Source organism: Allobosea sp. GW821-FHT03A12 (genome assembly GCF_058986765.1).
In genome coordinates this window covers 565,202-583,603 of the sequence record NZ_JBYSVZ010000004.1, presented here as the reverse complement: position 1 = coordinate 583,603, position 18,402 = coordinate 565,202, and the positions used below count along the sequence as shown (strand labels likewise).

Genomic DNA, 18,402 nt, shown 5'->3' with positions numbered 1-18,402 from the left:
CAGTTCCTTATGCGAAGTCTTTGATATTTATGCCTGCGGGCAGGAGGCGGTCTGCAGCGCCGTCTGCGGGCGCTTGTCGAGGCGCAGGCTGATCACTGCCAGCACCAAGCTCGCCAGCGGCACCAAGGCGGCGACCCAGGTCACGGCGGCCAGGCCCGGGCCATGGTCGATGGTGAAGCCGCCGAGCCAGGCGCCGAAGGCATTGCCGAGGTTGAAGGCGGCGATGTTGAGGCTGGAGGCGAGATTACGCCCGGCCGGGCCCGCCTTGTCGAGCACGCGCATCTGCAAGGGCGCGACAGTAGCGAAGGCGGCGGCGCCGATCAGGCCGACGAAGATCGTGACTGCGACGGGCGAGCGCAGCGTCGCCGTCATGGCGAAGAGCACGATGGCGAGCGTCGCGGTGGTCGCGAGCAGCGCGACCGGCAAATTGCGGTCGGCGAGCTTGCCGCCCAGCATGTTGCCGACGATCAGGCCGAGGCCGAATAGCAGCAGGATCGGCGAGACCGCTTCCTGCGAAAAGCCGGTGATCTCGACCAGGATCGGCTGGATATAGGTGAAGACCGCGAAGACGCCGCCGAAGCCGAGCACGGTCATGGCGAGGCCGAGCAAGACCTGCGGGTCGGCCAGCGTCGCAATCTCCTGGCGCAGCGGCGCGACCTCGACCTTGCCCTTGTCGGCCGGAACGAGGCGGGCGAGCACCAGCATGGAGATGACGCCGATGCCGGCGATGGTCCAGAAGGTGGCGCGCCAGCCGAAATGCAGGCCGAGCCAGGCGCCGGCGGGCACGCCGAGCAGGGTCGCGATGGTGAGGCCGGTGAACATCACGGCGATGGCCGAGGCCTTCTTGTCCTCGGGGACGAGGCTGGTCGCGACGACCGAGCCGACGCCGAAGAAGGTGCCATGCGCCAGCGAGGTGACGATGCGGGCCGCCATCAGGAGACCGTAGCTCGGGGCGAGCGCACAGGCGATGTTGCCGAGGGTGAATATCGCCATCAGCAGGATCAGCACCTGCTTGCGCGGCAGCTTGCGGGTGGCGAGGGTCAGGACAGGCGCGCCGACGAAGACGCCGAGCGCATAGCCGGAGATCAGCAGGCCGGTCATCGCGACCGAGACCTGCAGATCGGCGGCGACCTGCAGCAACAGGCCCATAATGACAAATTCGGTGGTGCCGATGCCGAAGGCACCGGCGGTGAGGGCATAGACGGCAATGGGCATGGGAGGCTCCGCGCCAGGCGAAAGGGGATGGTGCCCAGCCAGATGGTGCAATGCAGTGGTTTGAACTAGGATGCCGCCCGTAACATCACTTGTGACTTGAGTTCACTATGGCAATGCTAATCAGCAACCGCTCCGGCGAAATGGAAGTGTTCGCGGCCGTGGTCGAGCGCGGCGGCTTCTCCGCGGCCGCCAAGCTCTTCGGCATGACGCCGTCTGCCGTCAGCAAGTTGGTCACGCGGCTGGAAGGTAGGCTCGGCGCGCGGCTGATCAACCGCTCGACGCGCAAGCTGCAATTGACGGCGGAGGGTCAGGCCTTCCACCAGCGCTGCGTCACCATCCTCTCCGACATCGCCGAGGCGGAATGCGAGGCGGCGGCCGGCCGAGCGCCGCGCGGACGGGTGCGCGTCAATGCCAATGTCGCCTTCGGCAACCAGGTGCTGCTGCCACTGGTGCCGGCCTTCCTGGCGGAGCATCCCGAGCTCTCGATCGATCTCGTCTTCACCGACCAGGTCGTCGACCTGATCGAGGAGCGGGCTGACATCGCGATCCGGGTCGCGCCCGGCCCCTTGCGTGGCAACCAGTTGATGGCGCGCAAGATCGGCGAGAGCGCCGTCGCCGTCGTCGCATCGCCGGATTATCTCGCCCGCCATGGCGAGCCGAAGACACCGGCCGATCTGGCGAAGCACAATCTGATCGGCTTCAATTTCGCCCGCTCGGTCGAGGGTTGGCCATTTCGCGTCGACGGCGCGCTGATCTCGATCGCCGCGGTCGGCAACACCCAGGTCGGCGATGGCGAGATCGCGCGCCAGCTCGCCGTCGCCGGCATCGGGCTCGCCCGGCTCGGGCGCTTCCATACCCAGGCCGAGGTCGCCGCAGGACGGCTCGTCACAGTGCTGGAGGATTTCAGCCCCGGCGACATCGAGGTCATTCACGCCGTCTATCTCGGGCAGGGTGGCTTCGTCCCGGCACGGATGCGGGCCTTCATCGATTTCCTGGCGCGGAATGTGAAAATCCGAGCTTAGTCGTCATTGCGAGGAGCGTAGCGACGAAGCAATCCAGGAGGACGTAGCGCGCTGCCGCACCTGGATTGCTTCGCTGCGCTCGCAAAGACGGCGGAGCTCTCAGCTCAGCAGCAGGCTGTCGTCGGAAAGCTCCTCGCCGCGGACCTGCTTGAACAGGCGCAGCAGGTCCGGCACGTCCATCGCCTTGCGGCGCTCGCCGGCGATGTCGAAGACGACCTTGCCCTCGTGCAGCATCACGGTGCGGCTGCCATGGTCCAGCGCGTCGCGCATCGAATGGGTGACCATCAGCGCCGTCAGCTTCTGCTCGTCGACGATGCGCCGGGTCAGGTCGAGCACGAAAGCGGCGGTGCGGGGATCGAGCGCGGCGGTGTGCTCGTCGAGCAGCAGGGTCTTGGTGCCCGCCAGCGTCGACATCAGCAGGCTGACCGCCTGACGCTGACCGCCCGAGAGCAGGCCCATCGAATCGCCGAGCCGGTTTTCGAGACCGAGGCCGAGCATCGCCAGCTTATCGCGGAACAAGGCCCGGCGCGAGCGATCGAGCGCGGCGCCGAGGCCGCGGGCGCGACCGCGCGCCTGGGCCAGCGCCATGTTCTCCTCGATCGTCAGGCGCTCGCAGGTGCCGGCCATCGGATCCTGGAAAACGCGCGCGATCAGGCTGGCGCGCTTCGGCGTCGGCCAGCGGGTCACGTCGATGCCGTCGACCTCGACCGTGCCGCGTTCGGCCCGGGCGTCGCCGCTGAGGACGTTGAGCAGTGTCGACTTGCCGGCGCCGTTCGAGCCGATGACGGTGATGAACTCGCCATCGGCCACGGTCAGGTCGAGGCCGCGTAGCGCCCGGTTCTCCAGCGGCGTGCCGCGGCCGAAGGTGACATGGACGTCCCGGACGCTGATCATGGCGCGCTCCGCTTGAACAGACTGCGTAGCGGATTGGCGACACCAGGCAGCATCAGCGCGATGCCGACGAGCACTGCGGTGACGAGGTTGAGGTCGGAGGCACGCAAGCCGAGCCAGCCGGCGTTGAGCGCGAGGGCGATGGCGAGCCGATAGGCGATGGCGCCAATCAGGCAGGAGAAGATCGCGATGACGATCGACTTCGTGCGGAAAATCGTCTCGCCCAGGATCACGGCGGCGAGGCCGGCGATGATCGTGCCAGTGCCGATGCTGACATCGGCGAAGCCCGCTGTCTGCGCGAACAGCGCGCCGGCCAAGGCGACGAGGCCGTTGGAGAGGGCGACGCCGACATAGACGTGCATGTCGGTGCGGATGCCCTGCGCCCGCGCCATGCGCGGATTGGCGCCGGTGGCGCGCATGGCGAGACCGAACTCGGTCTTGAGGAAGCGGGCGAGCAAAGCGGCGATCACGGTGACGATGATCAGCAAGGCGAGAACGCGCAGGGTCGGGCGGCCGGGCAGCCCGGTGGCGGCAATCAGCGGGTTCAGCCAGGCGAAGAAGTCGATCACCGTCGGCCGGTTCATCAGCGGGATGTTGGGCACGCCCATCACCCGCAGATTGATCGAGAACAGCGCCGTCATCGTCAGGATGCCGGCGAGCAGATGCAGGATGGCGAAGCGGATGTTGAGCCAGGCCGTGACGCTGCCGGCGAGGCAGCCGGCGACGATCGCCGCCAGCGTGGCGAAGATTGGATTGACCCCGCCGGCGATCATCGCCGCCGCGACGGCGGCGCCCAGAGGCAAGGTGCCGTCGACCGTCAGGTCAGGAAAATCGAGGACGCGGAAGGTGATGTAGACGCCGAGCGCCACGAGAGCGAACACCAGTCCGATCTCGATGGCGCCCAGGGTGGCGATGAGACTCATCGGTCGCCCCGTTTGTTCTGTTCTGGAATGGGTAGGCGGCCGGTCGCGGCGGCGTGGGAGTGCCGCCGCGTCTCAGATCAGTTGATCACCTGCTTGGCGCGGGCCTGGACGGCGGCGGGGATCGTCACGCCCATTGCGGCGGCGGCCTTGGCGTTGATGACGAGGTTGCTGCCGCTGGCGTTCTTGACCGGGATGGTGCCGGGCTTCTCGCCCTTGAGGACACGCACGACCACTGCGCCGGTCTCGACGCCGACCTGGAAATAGTCGAAGCCGATCGAGGCGACCGAGCCCTTCTGGACCGACTCGGTATCGCCGGTGAAGACCGGCAGCTTGTTGTCGGTGCCGACGGCCAGCACGGTGCCGAGGGCCGAGATGATGGTGTTGTCGGTCGGCAGGTAGATCGCATCCACCTTGCCGACCAGGCTCTGCGCGGCGGCGGAGACGTCGGCGGTGCGGCCGGCCGAGGCCTCGACGATCTGCAGGCTGCGGGCCGGAGCCAGCGCCTTGACCGCGTTGAGCAGCGCGACGCTGTTGGCCTCGCCGGGATTGAAGACGACGCCGATCTTCTTGGCCGCGGGCACCAGCTCCTTGATCAGGTCGAACTGGGCTTCCAGCGGCGAGAAGTCTGAGATGCCGGTGACGTTGCCGCCCGGCGCCTGCTTGTCCTTGACGATCTGGGCGGCGACCGGGTCGGTCACGGCGGTGAAGACCACGGGAATCGTCTGCGTCGCCGTCACCATCGCCTGGGCGGATGGGGTCGCGATCGCGACGATCACGTTCGGGTTCTCGCCCGCGAATTTCTGGGCGATCTGCGCTGCCGTAGCGGGCGAGCCCTGCGCCGATTCATAGCGGAAGGTGAGGTTGGTGCCGTCCTTGTAGCCGGCCTCCTCCAGCGCCTTCTTGACGCCGTCGCGGGCGGCATCGAGCGCCGGGTGCTCGACGATGGCGGTGACGGCGACCGTCACTTTCCCCGCCTGCTGTGCGAAGGCGGTCGTGCCGGCCAGAAGCGCCAGAGCGATACCGCTGCTGATCATGGTTGCGCGCAAACGCATGGTTTCCTCTCCATTTGTCGCCGAGCCCTGTCTGTCCGCGTCAGGCATTCGTGCCAGCGGGCAGGGCCGGTTCTGATTGCTGAGTGGCCGTCCGAAGCAACCTGAGGGCTAGGGAGTGGCGCTCTCGACTACCGGCAATATGCGCGGGCGAAAACGCGGCGCGCAAGTGAGCGGACATGCGTCTTCGGGGTGCGCGTATGCAGGCTATTGCTACCGGATCACTGCCCCCGCCGGCTACGGGCAGCGAAGCGCACGGCTTCCTCGGCCGCCTTGAACAGGGCCTTGGCCTTGTTGATGCATTCGAGCTGCTCGGAGGCTGGGTTCGAATCGTAGACGATGCCGGCGCCGGCCTGGACCTGCATGCGGCCATCCTGGACGACAGCGGTGCGCAGGACGATGCAGGTGTCCATCTCGCCATTGGCGCCGAAATAGCCGATGCAGCCGCCATAGGCGCCGCGCCCGTCCTTCTCGAGCTCGTCGATGATCTCCATGGCGCGCACCTTCGGAGCGCCGGAGACGGTACCGGCCGGGAAGCCGGCGGCGAGGGCCGAGAGCGCATCGTGCTCGCCGGAGATGCGTCCCTCGACGTTCGAGACGATGTGCATCACCTGGCTGTAGCGCTCGATGAAGAAGGAATCGGTGACGTTGACGCTGCCGATCTCCGCGACCCGGCCGACATCGTTGCGGCCGAGGTCGAGCAGCATCAGATGCTCGGCCCGTTCCTTCGGATCGGCCAGCAATTCGTCGGCGAGGGCTTCGTCGGCGGCGGGCGTCGCCCCACGCGGGCGCGTGCCGGCGATCGGCCGGATGGTGACCTTGCCGTCGCGCAGGCGGACCAGGATCTCCGGGCTGGAGCAGACGATCTGGAAGGCCTCGAAATCGAGATAGCAGAGGAAGGGCGCCGGATTGACCCGCCGCAGCGCGCGGTAGAGGGCGAAGGGAGGCAGTTCGAACGGCGCTTCGAAGCGCTGCGAGAGCACGACCTGGAAGATGTCGCCGGCGCGAACGTATTCCTGCGCCGTCGCCACCATGGCGTGGAATTCGGCCTCGCTGGTGTTCGAGGTCGATTCCGGGTGGGGGATCGCCGAGATGTCGATGCCGGCCTCGTCGGGCAGGGGGCCTTCGAGCGCCCGCACCACCGCGTCGAGCCGCTCCTGCGCCCGTTCATGGGCGGCGCGGGCCGGGACGCCGGCCTGAGGCCGCACCGGCGTCACCACCGTGATTTCGTCGCGGATCGAATCGAACACGACCATCAGCGTCGGCCGCGTCAGGATGGCGTCGGGCACGCCCGGGCCGGTGGCTTTCGCGTCCGGCAGGCGCTCCATCAGGCGCACCATGTCATAGCCGAGATAGCCGAAGACGCCCGCCGCCATCGGGGGCAGGCCGTCGCGATCGGGGATGGCGCTTTCGGCGAGCAAGGTACGCAGGGAATCGAAGGCCGGGCGCGGGTCGGCGACGAAGTCCTCGCCTTGCGCCAGGCGGCAGAGTGAGGCCTGCCCGCGATGGCAACGCCAGATCAGGTCCGGATCGAGCCCGATCATCGAATAGCGGCCGCGCACGGCGCCACCCTCGACCGATTCGAGCAGGAAGGCTGGGCCCTTATAGGCGTGGCGCAGCTTCAGGAAGGCGGCGACCGGCGTCTCGCAATCGCCGACCAGCGACAGCGTCAGCAATTGCGGCTCGCCGGCCTGATAGGCGGCGGCGAAGCGGGCGAAGTCGGCGGCCGGATCCATGCGTCCCGCTTCAGTTCTGGCCGCCGGTGGCGTTGCGCAACGCCGCCTGGTTGAGCTGGACCCCGAGATCGTTCTGCAGCTTGCCGACATATTGGGCGAGCAGATCCTCGCTGATGCTCGACGTCAGCAGCCGCACGAAGTTCTCGGCATCCTCGGTGGTGCGGGCATAGGGGCTGACCGTCGCCGACTTGACCTGGAAGACGACGCGGCCGGCGTTCTCGACCGCGGCCGAGCCTGCCTTGCCGGCCGGCGTGCCGAAGACCAGCGAGACGACGTTGCGCGGCAGCGCCTCGCTCTGGTCCTGCCGGCCGAGCGTCGCATCCTCCAAGGCAAGTCCCTGGGCGAAGGCGATCGCGTCGAGCTTCTCGCCGGCGTCGAGCTTCTGCACGATTTCGCGCGCCTGGGCCGAGAGGCGCGAGGCGACCTCGTCGGACCGCCATTGCTTCTCGACCTCGGCCTTGACCTCGTCGAAGCCGCGCTCGCGCGGCGGATCGATCTTGGTCACGTCGAACCAGACATAGCCGCCATTGTTGGGCAGGCGCACCGCCTCGTTGTCGACGCCGATATCCGAGCGGAACAGCGCCTGCAGCGTCGTGTCGCCGCCGGGGAGGGAGGTCTCCTGCGTGCCGTCGGCCTTGCCGAGGCTGGAATCGGCCGGGCCGAAATTGCGCAGCGCGAGATTGAACTCCTTGGCGATCTCCGGCAGCGGTCGCGCCGAGGCGCGCTGGTCCTCGATCTTGTCGTGCAGATCGGTCAGCTGCTCGGCGGCGCGGCTCGTCGCAACATCGCGGCGGACTTCGTCGGCGACCTCCTCGAAGCTCTTCAGCCGGGCCGCCTCGATCGTCGGGACGCGCAGCAGCACCACGCCGAATCCGCCCTGCACGGGCTCGCTGACCGCGCCCTGCGCCAAAGCGAAGGCGGCGTCGCGCACGGCCGGATCGAACAGGCCCTCGCGGGTGAAAGTGCCGAGCGTCAGATCGGCCTCGGCGATGTTGCGGCCGGCGCCGATCGCCTCGAAGGTCTCGCCGGCATCGATCTTCGCCTTGGCGGCCTTGGCCTCCTCCATCGAGGGGAAGCCGATCTGCTGGACGGTGCGGCGCTCGGCCGAGCCGAAGCGCTGGGTCTTGACCTGCTCGTAGCGGGCACGGGCGTCGGCATCGCTGACCTTGGCGGGGTCGGCGAGGCTGGCGGCCGTCAGGACCAGAACGTTGGCGGTGCGGTATTCGGGGGCGCGGAAGGCGGCCTTGCGCTCATCGAAATACTTGCGCAGCACCTCGTCGCTGGGCGCGGGGATCTCGCCGGCAGCGCTCTCGGGCAAGGTGATGTAGGCGATCTCGCGCTGCTCATGGCGCAGGCGATGGCCGAGTTCCTGCAGCGCGACGGGGGCCGTCACGGCGCCGACCACCATCTCGGCGAGCTCCTGGCGCATCGTCGCGGTGCGCTGCTCGCGCACGAATTGCTGTTCGTTCATGCCGATGGCGCGCAGCAGCTCGTTGAAGCGGGCGGGATCGAACTGGCCGGCGGCGTTCTTCAGGTTCGGATCGCTGAACAGGATGTTGCGCACGGTCTCGTCGGAAACCGCCAGGCCGAGCTTCGTCGCGGTCTGGTCCAGCGTCGCGTCGGTGACGAGGCGCGACAGCACGCGCTGGTCGAGGCCGAGCGCCCGGGCGAGATCGGGGCTGATCTGGCGGCGCTGCTGGCGCTGCAATTGCTGGATCTCGTTCTGATAGGCGGTGCGCACCTGCTCCAGGCCGATCTCGGTCTTGCCGACGACGGCGACGGCGTTGCGGCCATAGCCGCGGAAGATGTCGCCGATGCCCCAGATCGCGAAGGAGATGATCAGGAAGCCGAACATGATCGCGACGACGATCCTGCCGATCAGGCTCTGTCCCGCCTTGCGCAGGCCCTGCATCATCATGGTCCGGTCTTCCCAATTCTCACGCGGCCGTGCCGCTGCGCGCCGCTTATAGGTAGAGCGACGCCTTCGGGCAATCGCTCCAGTTCGCGTCGATTGCGATCAGGAGGCCGCGTTGCTAGAGCCGAACGGACAAGATTTGGAGAGCAGCCGTGACGCGAACGATCAAGCCGCTGGTGGCAGGCAACTGGAAGATGAACGGACTGAAGGCGGATCTCGCCATCGCCGCCGAGGTGGCGAAGGGGGCTGACGCTAGCCTGCGGCGCGCCGTCGATCTGGCGATCTGCCCGCCTGCGACGCTGCTGTTCACACTGACGGCATCGCTGATCGGCTCGCGCATCGCCACCGGCGGACAGGATTGCAGCGCCCATGCCAGCGGCGCCTATACCGGCGAGGTCGCAGCACCGATGCTGGTCGATGCCGGCGCGACCTATGCCATCGTCGGCCATTCCGAGCGCCGCACCCTGCACGGCGAGAGCAATGCGCAGGTCAAGGCCAAGGCCGAGGCGGCGCTGGCGGCAGGGCTGACGCCGATCGTCTGCGTCGGCGAGACCAAGGACGAGCGTGAGGCCGGCAAGGCTTTGGCGATCGTGAAGAAGCAGCTGCGCGGCTCGGTGCCGGACGGGGCGACGGCGGCCTCGCTCGTCGTCGCCTATGAGCCGGTCTGGGCGATCGGCACCGGCCTGACGCCGACTGCAGCCGACGTTGCCGAGATGCATGAGGCGATCCGGGCCGAGCTCGGGCGCATCCTCGGCAAGGCCACGGCGGCCGGCGTCCGGCTGCTCTATGGCGGTTCGGTCAAGCCGAGCAACGCGGCCGAGCTGATGAACGTCGCCAATGTCGACGGCGCACTCGTCGGCGGCGCCAGCCTCAAGGCCGAGGATTTCCTTTCGATCGCGCGCGCCTGCGCCTGATCTCCCAGAGGACATCGAACAAGGACATCGAAATCGCGGGTGGCATGGGCGGAAAGCCCATGCTATGGGCAGCGCCGATCCGCGGGATGCCGCCATCTTGGCAGGCGCCCGCGCCATACCCATTTCGTGAGCCATGCAGAACGTCCTCATCGTCATTCACCTGTTGATCGTGATCGCGCTGGTCGGCGTGGTGCTGCTGCAGCGCTCCGAAGGCGGCGGCCTCGGCATGGGCTCGGGCGGCGGAGGCGGCGTCGGCGGCTTCATGACCGGCCGCGGCCAGGCCAATGCGCTGACCCGCGCCACGGCGATCCTCGCCGGCCTGTTCTTCATCACCTCGATCGCGCTCGCGGTGATGGCGACGCATGGCCGCACGCAGCGCTCGATCATCGACGGCGCCCCGGCACCGGCCGGCACGACCGCTCCGGCCGCCCCGAGCGGGCCTTCCGCGCCGAATGCCGGCGGGGTGCTCGACCAGCTCCGGCAGATGCAGAACCAAGGCGGTTCACAACCGCCGCAGCCGGGAACGCCGACACGGTGACCGGAACGAGACTAGGGCAGGGGCCGGGAAACCGGCCCTTCTCTTTTGTGGACAAGCACAAGGCGCAGGAACGGTCTGCACCAGCGTGCTTAGCGAATCGAACTCTAGGCGTTAAAGGTGATCCCCCATGACGCGGTATGTTTTCATCACCGGCGGCGTGGTGTCCTCGCTCGGCAAAGGCCTGGCGGCGGCTGCTCTGGCTGCTCTCCTGCAGGCGCGTGGCCATAAGGTCCGCCTGCGCAAGCTCGACCCCTATCTCAATGTTGATCCGGGCACGATGAGCCCGTATCAGCATGGCGAGGTCTTCGTCACCGACGACGGCGCCGAGACCGATCTCGACCTCGGCCATTACGAGCGCTTCACCGGCCGGCCCTGCAACAAGGGCGACAACATCACCACCGGGCGCATCTACATGGACATCCTGACGCGCGAGCGCCGGGGCGACTATCTCGGCGCCACCATCCAGGTGATCCCGCACGTCACCAACGCCATCAAGGAATTCGTGCTCTCCGGCAATGACGGCTACGACTTCGTGCTCGTCGAGATCGGCGGCACGGTCGGCGACATCGAGAGCCTGCCCTTCCTCGAATCGATCCGCCAAATCAGCCAGCAATTGCCGCGCGGCCAGTGCATCTTCGTGCACCTGACGCTGCTGCCCTACATCCCGACGGCCGGCGAATTGAAGACCAAGCCGACCCAGCACTCGGTCGCAGAATTGCGCTCGATCGGCATCCAGCCCGATATCCTGCTCTGCCGCACCGACCGCGAGATTCCGGTCGAGGAGCGCCGCAAGCTCGCGCTGTTCTGCAATGTCCGCGAGACCGCTGTGATCGAGGCCCGCGACGTCGCCTCGATCTACGACGTGCCGCTGTCCTATCACGCCGAGGGGCTGGACACCGAGGTGCTGGCCGCCTTCGGGCTGGACGACAAGACCGCGCCCGACATCAGCAACTGGCGTCGCATCTCCGAGCGTATCAAGAACCCGGAAGGCGAGGTCACCATCGCCATCGTCGGCAAGTACACCGGGATGAAGGACGCTTATAAGTCGCTGATCGAGGCGCTGACCCATGGCGGCATCGCCAACCGGGTCAAGGTCAATCTCGACTGGATCGAGTCGGAGGTCTTCGAGAAGGAGGACCCGGCGCCGTTCCTGGAGCATGTCCATGGCATCCTCGTCCCCGGCGGCTTCGGCCATCGCGGCGCCGAGGGCAAGATCAAGGCGGCGAGCTTCGCCAGGCAGCGCAAGGTGCCGTATTTCGGCATCTGCTTCGGCATGCAGATGGCGGTGATCGAGGCGGCGCGCTCGCTCGCTGGCGTCAAGGACGCCAACTCGACCGAGTTCGGCCCGACCGAGCAGCCCGTCGTCGGCTTGATGACCGAATGGATGCGCGGCAACGAGCTGGAGCAGCGCTTCTCCGGCGGCGATCTCGGCGGCACGATGCGGCTCGGCGCCTACCAGTCGAAGCTGTCCGAGGACACCAAGATCGCCAAGATCTACGGCTCGACCGAGATCTCCGAGCGGCATCGCCACCGCTACGAGGTCAATATGGGCTATCGCGAGCTGCTCGAGGCCAAGGGCCTGCGCTTCAGCGGCGTCTCGCCCGACGGTCTGCTGCCGGAGACGGTCGAATATCCCGACCATCCCTGGTTCATCGGCGTGCAGTACCATCCCGAGCTGAAGTCGCGGCCGTTCGAGCCGCATCCGCTCTTCGCCAGCTTCATCGAGGCGGCGGTGGTGCAGAGCCGCCTGGTCTGATCCCGCTGATCAATCGGCTGGCACCGCGACCCAAGGGTGGCGGTGCTGGGTGTAGACCTGCTTGCCGGGCGCCGGGAACTCCGGATCGGCGAAGGCGCCGACCGCGACCGCGATCATCCCGGGCTTGCGCGCGGCCTCCCAGTAGACCGTGCTGCCGCAGCGCGGACAGAAGTGCAGCGTGACGTCGAAGCCACTGTCGGCTTGCCGGCGATAAGCCGTCGCATCGCCGCTGATCTCGACCTGCGGGCGCGGAAAGAAGGCGGCGATGCCATAGGTGCTGCCGGTGCGGCGCTGGCATTCCCGGCAATGGCAGAGCGAGACGAGCGCCGGATCGCCGCGGCAGATCAGGCTCAGAGCCCCGCAAGAGCATTGGGCATGTCTTTCCTTCATGGAGCCTCTCCGTGACGTCGTCCGCGCGCCCATTGCACAATCCGCGACAGTCTGGCGCAGCGGCGCCGCTGACGTATAGTGACCGCCTTGAGCATCATGGCGTGCAAGGGGCGGCAGCATGACGATCTCGATGGCCGGCTTGCCGGCGTTCATCCTCTATTTCTGCGTCGGCTTCGCGCTGATCGCCGGCTTCGCCGCCGTCTACATGCGGCTGACCGCCCATGATGAGATCGCGCTGATCCGGGGCGGCAATCTCTCCGCCGCGATCGCCTTCGGCGGCAATCTCGTCGGCTTCTCCGTGCCGCTGGAGACGGCGATCGAGCAAGCGGCGAGCATTCCCGACCTGGTGATCTGGGCCGTGATCGCCATGGTCGTCCAGCTTGGCGCCTATGGCTTTGCCCGCATCGTCATCCCCGACCTCTCGCGCAAGATCGAGGAGGACCGAATTCCCTCGGCAGCGATGCTGGCAGTGATCGCCGTGATCAGTGGCACGCTCGCTGCTGCCAGCATGAGCTTGTAGGAGGCGGCGATGAAGCGCTCGACCCAGATCGGGCTCGCGGCGGCCGGTGTGGTGCTGGTCGCGACCTACTGGTCTCTCTCCGGCGGCGAGACCGACGATTCGCTGATCTACAGCAATCTCTCAGAGTGCCGGGCCGCCAACCTGCTTGGCTCCAGCCAGTGCGAGCAGCGCTTCAACGAGGCCTCCGCAAACCATCTGCGCGACACCAAGAAGTTCACCAGCAGCGCCGCTTGCGAGCAGGAATACGGCGCCAGCGGCTGCCAGAGCGCGGTCTGGAACAACGCCCAGGTCTTCGTCCCGGCCTTGGCGGGGATCATGCTGGCACGCCAATTCATGTCCGGCGGCGGTGCCGCCCAGCCGCTGCTGCCGCCGACCAACGCGGCTTGCCCGCCCGGCACACGCCAGCCCGGCTCCGGCCGCCCCGAATGCGAGCAGCCGGCGAGGAGTTCTTCGTCATCGTCCTCCTCGTCCAGCGGCGGCTATTACGGCGGCAGCAGCAGCCGCGCGCGCGCCTATACCACGACCTCCGGCCAGGCGATGGTTGCCCGCAACATCTCCTCGACCGGCATGGCGAGCACGCCGAGCGTTGCCTCGCGCGGCGGCTTCGGTTCGTCCTCGCGCTCCTATTCCTCTCACTCCTCGTCCTGAGAGATCCTGTCAGGAGCTCTTTTCATGCAACGGCTTCGTCCAACACCGCGCAAGAACTGGCAGACCGAGGCCGAGCGCCTCGGCTTCACCTATCACACGCTCGACGGCGAGACCTATTGGGATGAGAGCGTCGCCTATGCCTTCTCGCTGAAGGAGATCGAGGAGGACATCGAGGCGCCGACCAGCGAGATCGAGGGGCTCTGCTTCGCCTTCGTCGAGCGGGCCCTCAAGGACGAGGCGATCCTGCGCCGGCTCGCGATCCCCGAAGCGCAATGGGGCTTGATCCGCGACAGCTGGCAGCGCGGAGACCGCAATCTCTACGGCCGGCTCGACCTCGCCTATGACGGCAAGGGACCGGCCAAGCTGCTGGAATACAACGCCGATACGCCGACCTCACTGTTCGAGGCGGCCGTGGTGCAATGGGACTGGCTCGAACAAGCTATGGCGCAGGGGCTGATCTCGCGCGGCTGCGACCAGTTCAACTCGCTGCATGAGCGCCTGATCGCCGCCTTCGGCCAGATGCGCAATCCGAAGCCCGAACGCATGCACTTCACCTGCGTGCAGGACAGCGTCGAGGACAAGGGCACCGTCGACTATCTGATCGACTGCGCCGGCCAAGCCGGAATCGACGCCCGCTTCACCTTCATCGAGGAGGTCGGCCTGCTCGCCGACGGGCGCTTCTGCGACGGCGCCAGCCTGCCGATCGAGATGCTGTTCAAGCTCTACCCCTGGGAGTGGCTGTTCCGGGAGCAATATGCCTCGGCGCTCGCCGGCTCACGCTGCCAGTTCATCGAGCCGCCCTGGAAGGCGCTGGTTTCCAGCAAGGGCCTGTTGCCCTATCTCTGGGAGATGGCGCCCGGCCACCCCAATCTGCTGCCGGCCTATTTCGAGGGCGATCCGCGTTGCGCCGAGCTCGGCTCCAGCCATGTCCGCAAGCCGCTCTATTCGCGCGAAGGCGCGAATGTCACGCTCATCGAGGGCGGGGCGGTGCGCGACAGCGATGACGGCCCCTATGGCGCCGAGGGCTTCATCCTGCAGGCGATCGCGATGCTGCCGAATTTCGACGGCAATTATCCGGTGCTCGGCTCCTGGCTCGTCGCCTCGCAACCTTGCGGGCTCGGCATCCGCGAGGATACGACTCCGATCACCAAGAACACCTCGCGCTTCGTGCCGCATGTCATCGAGGCTTGAAGCATCTCCGCGCTTCTTCGAAACGCGCAGAAGCTTCAAGTCCCTTATCCCACGCATTTTCTTCACGCGGACCGGTACCCACTTCGCTCGAAAATGCTCTGGCGCCTCCAGCCTACGGTCTGCCCATGCCTGAAACAAATGCCCGCGGCCTCGACCATCTCGTCATCGGCGTCGCCGATCTCGATGCGGCCGGCGCCTTCTATGCCGATCTCGGCTTCCGCGTCGGCGCGCGCAACCGCCATCCCTGGGGCACCGAGAACCGGATCGTCCAGTTCCCCGGCGCCTTCCTCGAATTGATCACGGTCGGCGATGCCATGCTGATCCCGCCGCATGCGCCTCGGCATTTCTCCTTCGGCGCCTTCGTGCGCGACGCGTTGGCGCGCGGCGAAGGCATGTCGATGCTGGTGCTGGAGAGCCGGGATTCGCAGGGCGATGCCGAGGGCTTCCGCAGCGCGGGCATCGGCGATTTCGAGCCGTTCTTCTTCGAGCGGCAGGCGCGCCGGCCGGATGGCAGCGAGGTCCGCGTCGCCTTCTCGCTCGCATTCGCCGATAATCCGGCGGCGCCGGATTGCGGCTTCTTCGTCTGCCAGCAGCACGAGCCGCAGAACTTCTGGAACCCGGCTTTCCAGCAGCACGAGAACGGCGCAAGCGGGCTGTCCGCCGTGTTCCTGGCAGCGCAGGAGCCGGCCGGGCAGACCGCTTTCCTCAGCGCCTTCTCGGGCGCCGAGAGTTTCGCGACGCCGGAAGCAGGCCTGCGCCTGCCGCTGCCGCGTGGACGCCTGGAGGTGCTGACGCCGCAGGCCGCTACGGCCAAGCTCGAAGACGAGAGTGGGCGCGAGCGAGCCCACTTTGCCGGCTTCGCAGTCGCGGTTCCCGACCTGGAGCCGATTCGTTCGCGGCTCGCCGAGCGCGGCATCGCGCATGGCGGAGATGGCGCGCGTATCGTCGTGCCGGCGGATGCCGCCTTCGGCTGCGCCATCGTTTTCGAGACGAGCTGAGCGCCGGAGGCTCGGCGCATCGAATCAGCGCCGGCCCGGCCTGCCCCTGCGACCCCAGGCGCGCGCCCGGGCGACGCGCATGCGCCACCAGCCGCCGGCTCGCCGGCGATGCGTCAGCCGCCCGACCAGCAGCGTGTAGTCGGCCTCCACGTCGGAAGCCTGCGCCAAAGTGCGGTCGAGATCGAGCGGGCTGGCTGCCGTTGCTGCAGAGGGCAGGGCGGCGAGGGATGCCCCGCCGGCGACGGCACCGATCAGACCCAGGAAAAATTGGCGGCGCTGCATGACGATCTCCTTGCTGCAATGGCAAGGAGAATGCGTGAGCCGGCCGGGCTGGTAGTCCTTCAAACCGATGACGGCTCGAGCGAGACGATACGGAACCGCCCGCGAGGCCGTTGCAGGGCGCTGTGTCCTGTAGCATCGGACCGAAAAGTGGAATCCACTTTTCGGAATAATCCGATGCGATAACAATGTGATAGATCATCGTGATCGCGTCCGTTCGGACGCGCGATGATCTAGTGGGCGGGCGCTTCGGCGCCGGCATGGGCCGGGCCTTCCGGCAGGTTCGCCAACAAGCCGAGCAAAGCGCGGTCGTGCAGCACGACCATGCGCTCCTTCGGCTTCAGCCAGATCGCTGCGTCCGCGATCGTCTCGGCGTCGATCAGCTTGGCCTGCGCCACGGCGCGGTCTGGCTCGATCTCGCCGCGCCGGCGCGGCTGGACATGCGGCAGCATGGCTTCATGCGTCGCCCGCAGCATCGGATCGGCGTGGAGCACGGTCAGCCCGTCGGCATCGTCGAAGCCGGCCTGCGAGAACTCGGCCTGGAGCGCGTTGGCCCGCAGGGCGATCGCCGGCGGGTCGCCTTCCTCCGGCGTCATCAGGAGCCCGCGCCGCTTCAGCCAGAGGCCGAGCGCGAGGTTGCCCGAGGCCCAGGACAACGGGATCGCCAGCAGCAAGCCGACGATCGTCGGCGACATCCAGGCGAAGAGCGAGGTCGCGATCATGAAGGCCGACAGGCCGGCGACGAGGCCGAGCAGCGTATGGGCGCGGTGCCGGCGGACGATGTCCTTGAGCGGGATCGAGCCGTCGTCGCGGCGCTGCGGATTCCAGCCGGTGTCGCGCCCGACCAGGATCTGGAAGACCGAGCCGGACTGGATCACCATCATGATCGGCGCGAAGAAGGCCGAGAACAGGATCTCCAGCAGGGCCGAGAGGACGAGGCGGATGCCTCCGCCGCAGGCGCGCCTGAGCTTGCCGTCGAACAGCGTCAGCAGGAGGCCGAACAGCTTCGGCGCCAGCAGGATCGCCATGGTCAGCCCGAACAGGTTGAGCGCACGCTCGGGGTCGAAGCGCGGCCAGACCGGGAAGAGCCTGAACTCCTCGGTGAAATACTCGGGCCTGGCGTAATTGACCTGCAGCACGATCAGGATGCCGACCACCAGCTGCATCAGCCAGAAGGGCGAGGCGAGATAGGCCATCATGCCGGTGGCGAAATGCTGGCGGGTCGAGAGCTTCAGGCCCTTGGCGCCGATGATGCGTGAGTGCTGCAGATTGCCCTGGCACCAGCGCCGGTCGCGGGTGGCGATGTCGATCAGCGAGGGCGGGCTTTCCTCATAGGAGCCCGTCAGGTCGGGCAGCATATAGACCGACCAGCCGGCGCGCCGGATCAGCGCCGCCTCGACGAAGTCATGGCTGAGGACATGGCCACCGAAGGGCGGCTTGCCCTTGAGATCGGGCAGGCCGCAATGGTCGGCGAAGGCCTTCGTCCTGATGATCGCGTTGTGGCCCCAGTAATTGCCGTCGCGGCCGGACCAGATCGCGAGGCCTGTCGCGATCACGGGGCCGTAGACCCGCGCCGCGAACTGCTGCAAGCGCGCGAAGAAGGTGTTGCGATTGATGATCAGCGGCAGCGACTGGATGATGCCGGCGTCGGGGTCGGCCTCCATCGCCGCGGCGAGGCGAACGATGCAGGTGCCGGTCATCAGGCTGTCGGCGTCGAGCACGACCATATGGGGGTAGTGGCCGCCCCAGCGCGTGACGAAATCGGCGATGTTGCCGGCCTTGCGGTGATGGTTCTTCGGCCGGTGGCGGTAGTAGATGCGGGCGTCCGGCCCGAGCCGTTGGCGCAGCGCCAGGAAGGCGCGCTCTTCCGCCACCCAGATGTCGGGGTTGGTGGTGTCGGAGACGATGAAATAGTCGAAATGAGCGCCCAGGCCCGTCGCCTCGATCGACTCGCGGATCGCCGCCACCGCGGCGAAAGTCCGCGCCGTCGATTCGTTGTAGATCGGCATGACCACGACGGTCTTCTGCGTCAGCGTCTCGGCGCGTGGGCTCTTCACCAGCCGGAAGAGCAGGGCACAGAAGCCAAGGATGGCGCTGGTGAAGGCGAGCGCGATCCAGGAGAAGTTCACCGTGAAGAGGACGAGCAGCACATACTGCAGGAAGGTCGTGCGGCTGACCGACACGACATGATACATTTCCCAGGCGCCATAGGCGGTCAGCGCCCAGGCGCCGCCGAAGACGAAGATCCGGGCGAGCCAGGGCGTGCGCCAGGCTTGCGGTGCGGCCCGCTTGCGTCCCTCCGAGGCGTTCCAGCTGCGGAAGGACTGCACCGGCATCTCCAGCCGGTTCTCGGGCGGCGTTGCTTCGACCGGGGCGGGATAGCCGGTCGCGACCTCGATCTCGGCCGGGCGGGCAAG

General features: G+C 67.5%; 17 protein-coding genes. 8 read left to right on the top strand and 9 right to left on the bottom strand.

Features of this window, described 5'->3' with window-relative positions; translation table 11 throughout:
- Window positions 1–27 precede the first annotated feature (27 nt).
- Window positions 28–1,215 carry an MFS transporter gene (locus tag AC3WLC_RS17035; protein ID WP_493685088.1) on the bottom strand — a complete coding sequence of 396 codons (1,188 nt, stop codon included), beginning with the start codon at window positions 1,213–1,215 and terminating at the stop codon, window positions 28–30.
- Between the two features lie 107 nt (window positions 1,216–1,322).
- On the opposite strand from AC3WLC_RS17035, the gene AC3WLC_RS17030 reads away from it, so the two are divergent.
- Window positions 1,323–2,237, top strand: coding sequence for a LysR family transcriptional regulator (locus AC3WLC_RS17030; protein ID WP_493685087.1), 915 nt, complete (start codon window positions 1,323–1,325; stop codon window positions 2,235–2,237).
- Window positions 2,238–2,336: 99 nt separating this feature from the next.
- Here AC3WLC_RS17030 and AC3WLC_RS17025 read toward each other — a convergent pair whose 3' ends face one another.
- The 5 genes from AC3WLC_RS17025 to AC3WLC_RS17005 form a co-directional block, all read right to left on the bottom strand.
- Window positions 2,337–3,131, bottom strand: a complete 795-nt coding sequence (locus tag AC3WLC_RS17025) for an ABC transporter ATP-binding protein (RefSeq protein WP_493685086.1) — start codon at window positions 3,129–3,131, stop codon at window positions 2,337–2,339.
- Window positions 3,128–4,051 carry an ABC transporter permease gene (locus AC3WLC_RS17020; RefSeq protein ID WP_493685085.1) on the bottom strand — a complete coding sequence of 308 codons (924 nt, stop codon included), beginning with the start codon at window positions 4,049–4,051 and terminating at the stop codon, window positions 3,128–3,130. The genes AC3WLC_RS17025 and AC3WLC_RS17020 overlap by 4 nt, the downstream gene beginning before the upstream one ends.
- A gap of 77 nt (window positions 4,052–4,128) precedes the next feature.
- Window positions 4,129–5,103, bottom strand: a complete 975-nt coding sequence (locus AC3WLC_RS17015) for an ABC transporter substrate-binding protein (RefSeq protein ID WP_493685084.1) — start codon at window positions 5,101–5,103, stop codon at window positions 4,129–4,131.
- Between the two features lie 218 nt (window positions 5,104–5,321).
- Complete coding sequence (trpE, locus tag AC3WLC_RS17010) at window positions 5,322–6,836, bottom strand: anthranilate synthase component I (protein WP_493685083.1); 1,515 nt, start codon at window positions 6,834–6,836, stop codon at window positions 5,322–5,324.
- A gap of 10 nt (window positions 6,837–6,846) precedes the next feature.
- Window positions 6,847–8,754, bottom strand: coding sequence for a peptidylprolyl isomerase (locus AC3WLC_RS17005; protein WP_493685082.1), 1,908 nt, complete (start codon window positions 8,752–8,754; stop codon window positions 6,847–6,849).
- 149 nt (window positions 8,755–8,903) lie between these two features.
- On the opposite strand from AC3WLC_RS17005, the gene tpiA reads away from it, so the two are divergent.
- The 3 genes from tpiA (at window position 8,904) to pyrG (ending at window position 11,959) form a co-directional block, all read left to right on the top strand.
- The gene (gene tpiA, locus AC3WLC_RS17000) at window positions 8,904–9,665 is read left to right on the top strand and encodes a triose-phosphate isomerase (protein WP_493685081.1); all 762 of its coding nucleotides are present in this window, start codon (window positions 8,904–8,906) and stop codon (window positions 9,663–9,665) included.
- 133 nt (window positions 9,666–9,798) lie between these two features.
- Window positions 9,799–10,203 (top strand): preprotein translocase subunit SecG, encoded by a 405-nt coding sequence (secG, locus tag AC3WLC_RS16995; protein WP_091828792.1) that lies wholly within the window; start codon window positions 9,799–9,801, stop codon window positions 10,201–10,203.
- A 127-nt stretch (window positions 10,204–10,330) separates the two neighbouring features.
- Entirely contained in the window at window positions 10,331–11,959 is a 1,629-nt protein-coding gene (gene pyrG, locus AC3WLC_RS16990; RefSeq protein WP_493685080.1) for a CTP synthase, read from the top strand.
- Between the two features lie 9 nt (window positions 11,960–11,968).
- Here pyrG and AC3WLC_RS16985 read toward each other — a convergent pair whose 3' ends face one another.
- Entirely contained in the window at window positions 11,969–12,349 is a 381-nt protein-coding gene (locus AC3WLC_RS16985) for a GFA family protein (RefSeq protein WP_493685079.1), read from the bottom strand.
- 118 nt (window positions 12,350–12,467) lie between these two features.
- On the opposite strand from AC3WLC_RS16985, the gene AC3WLC_RS16980 reads away from it, so the two are divergent.
- From AC3WLC_RS16980 to AC3WLC_RS16965, 4 genes are all read left to right on the top strand, one after another.
- Window positions 12,468–12,869, top strand: a complete 402-nt coding sequence (locus tag AC3WLC_RS16980) for a DUF350 domain-containing protein (RefSeq protein WP_152014781.1) — start codon at window positions 12,468–12,470, stop codon at window positions 12,867–12,869.
- A gap of 9 nt (window positions 12,870–12,878) precedes the next feature.
- Window positions 12,879–13,517, top strand: coding sequence for a DUF1190 domain-containing protein (locus AC3WLC_RS16975; RefSeq protein ID WP_493685078.1), 639 nt, complete (start codon window positions 12,879–12,881; stop codon window positions 13,515–13,517).
- 24 nt (window positions 13,518–13,541) lie between these two features.
- Complete coding sequence (locus tag AC3WLC_RS16970; protein WP_493685077.1) at window positions 13,542–14,708, top strand: glutathionylspermidine synthase family protein; 1,167 nt, start codon at window positions 13,542–13,544, stop codon at window positions 14,706–14,708.
- Window positions 14,709–14,833: 125 nt separating this feature from the next.
- A complete protein-coding gene (locus tag AC3WLC_RS16965) occupies window positions 14,834–15,706 on the top strand; it encodes a VOC family protein (protein ID WP_493685076.1) in 873 nt (290 codons plus the stop codon).
- A 24-nt stretch (window positions 15,707–15,730) separates the two neighbouring features.
- Here AC3WLC_RS16965 and AC3WLC_RS16960 read toward each other — a convergent pair whose 3' ends face one another.
- The gene (locus AC3WLC_RS16960; protein ID WP_493685075.1) at window positions 15,731–15,988 is read right to left on the bottom strand and encodes a hypothetical protein; all 258 of its coding nucleotides are present in this window, start codon (window positions 15,986–15,988) and stop codon (window positions 15,731–15,733) included.
- A gap of 230 nt (window positions 15,989–16,218) precedes the next feature.
- Complete coding sequence (mdoH, locus tag AC3WLC_RS16955) at window positions 16,219–18,321, bottom strand: glucans biosynthesis glucosyltransferase MdoH (RefSeq protein WP_493685400.1); 2,103 nt, start codon at window positions 18,319–18,321, stop codon at window positions 16,219–16,221.
- Window positions 18,322–18,402: the final 81 nt, after the last annotated feature.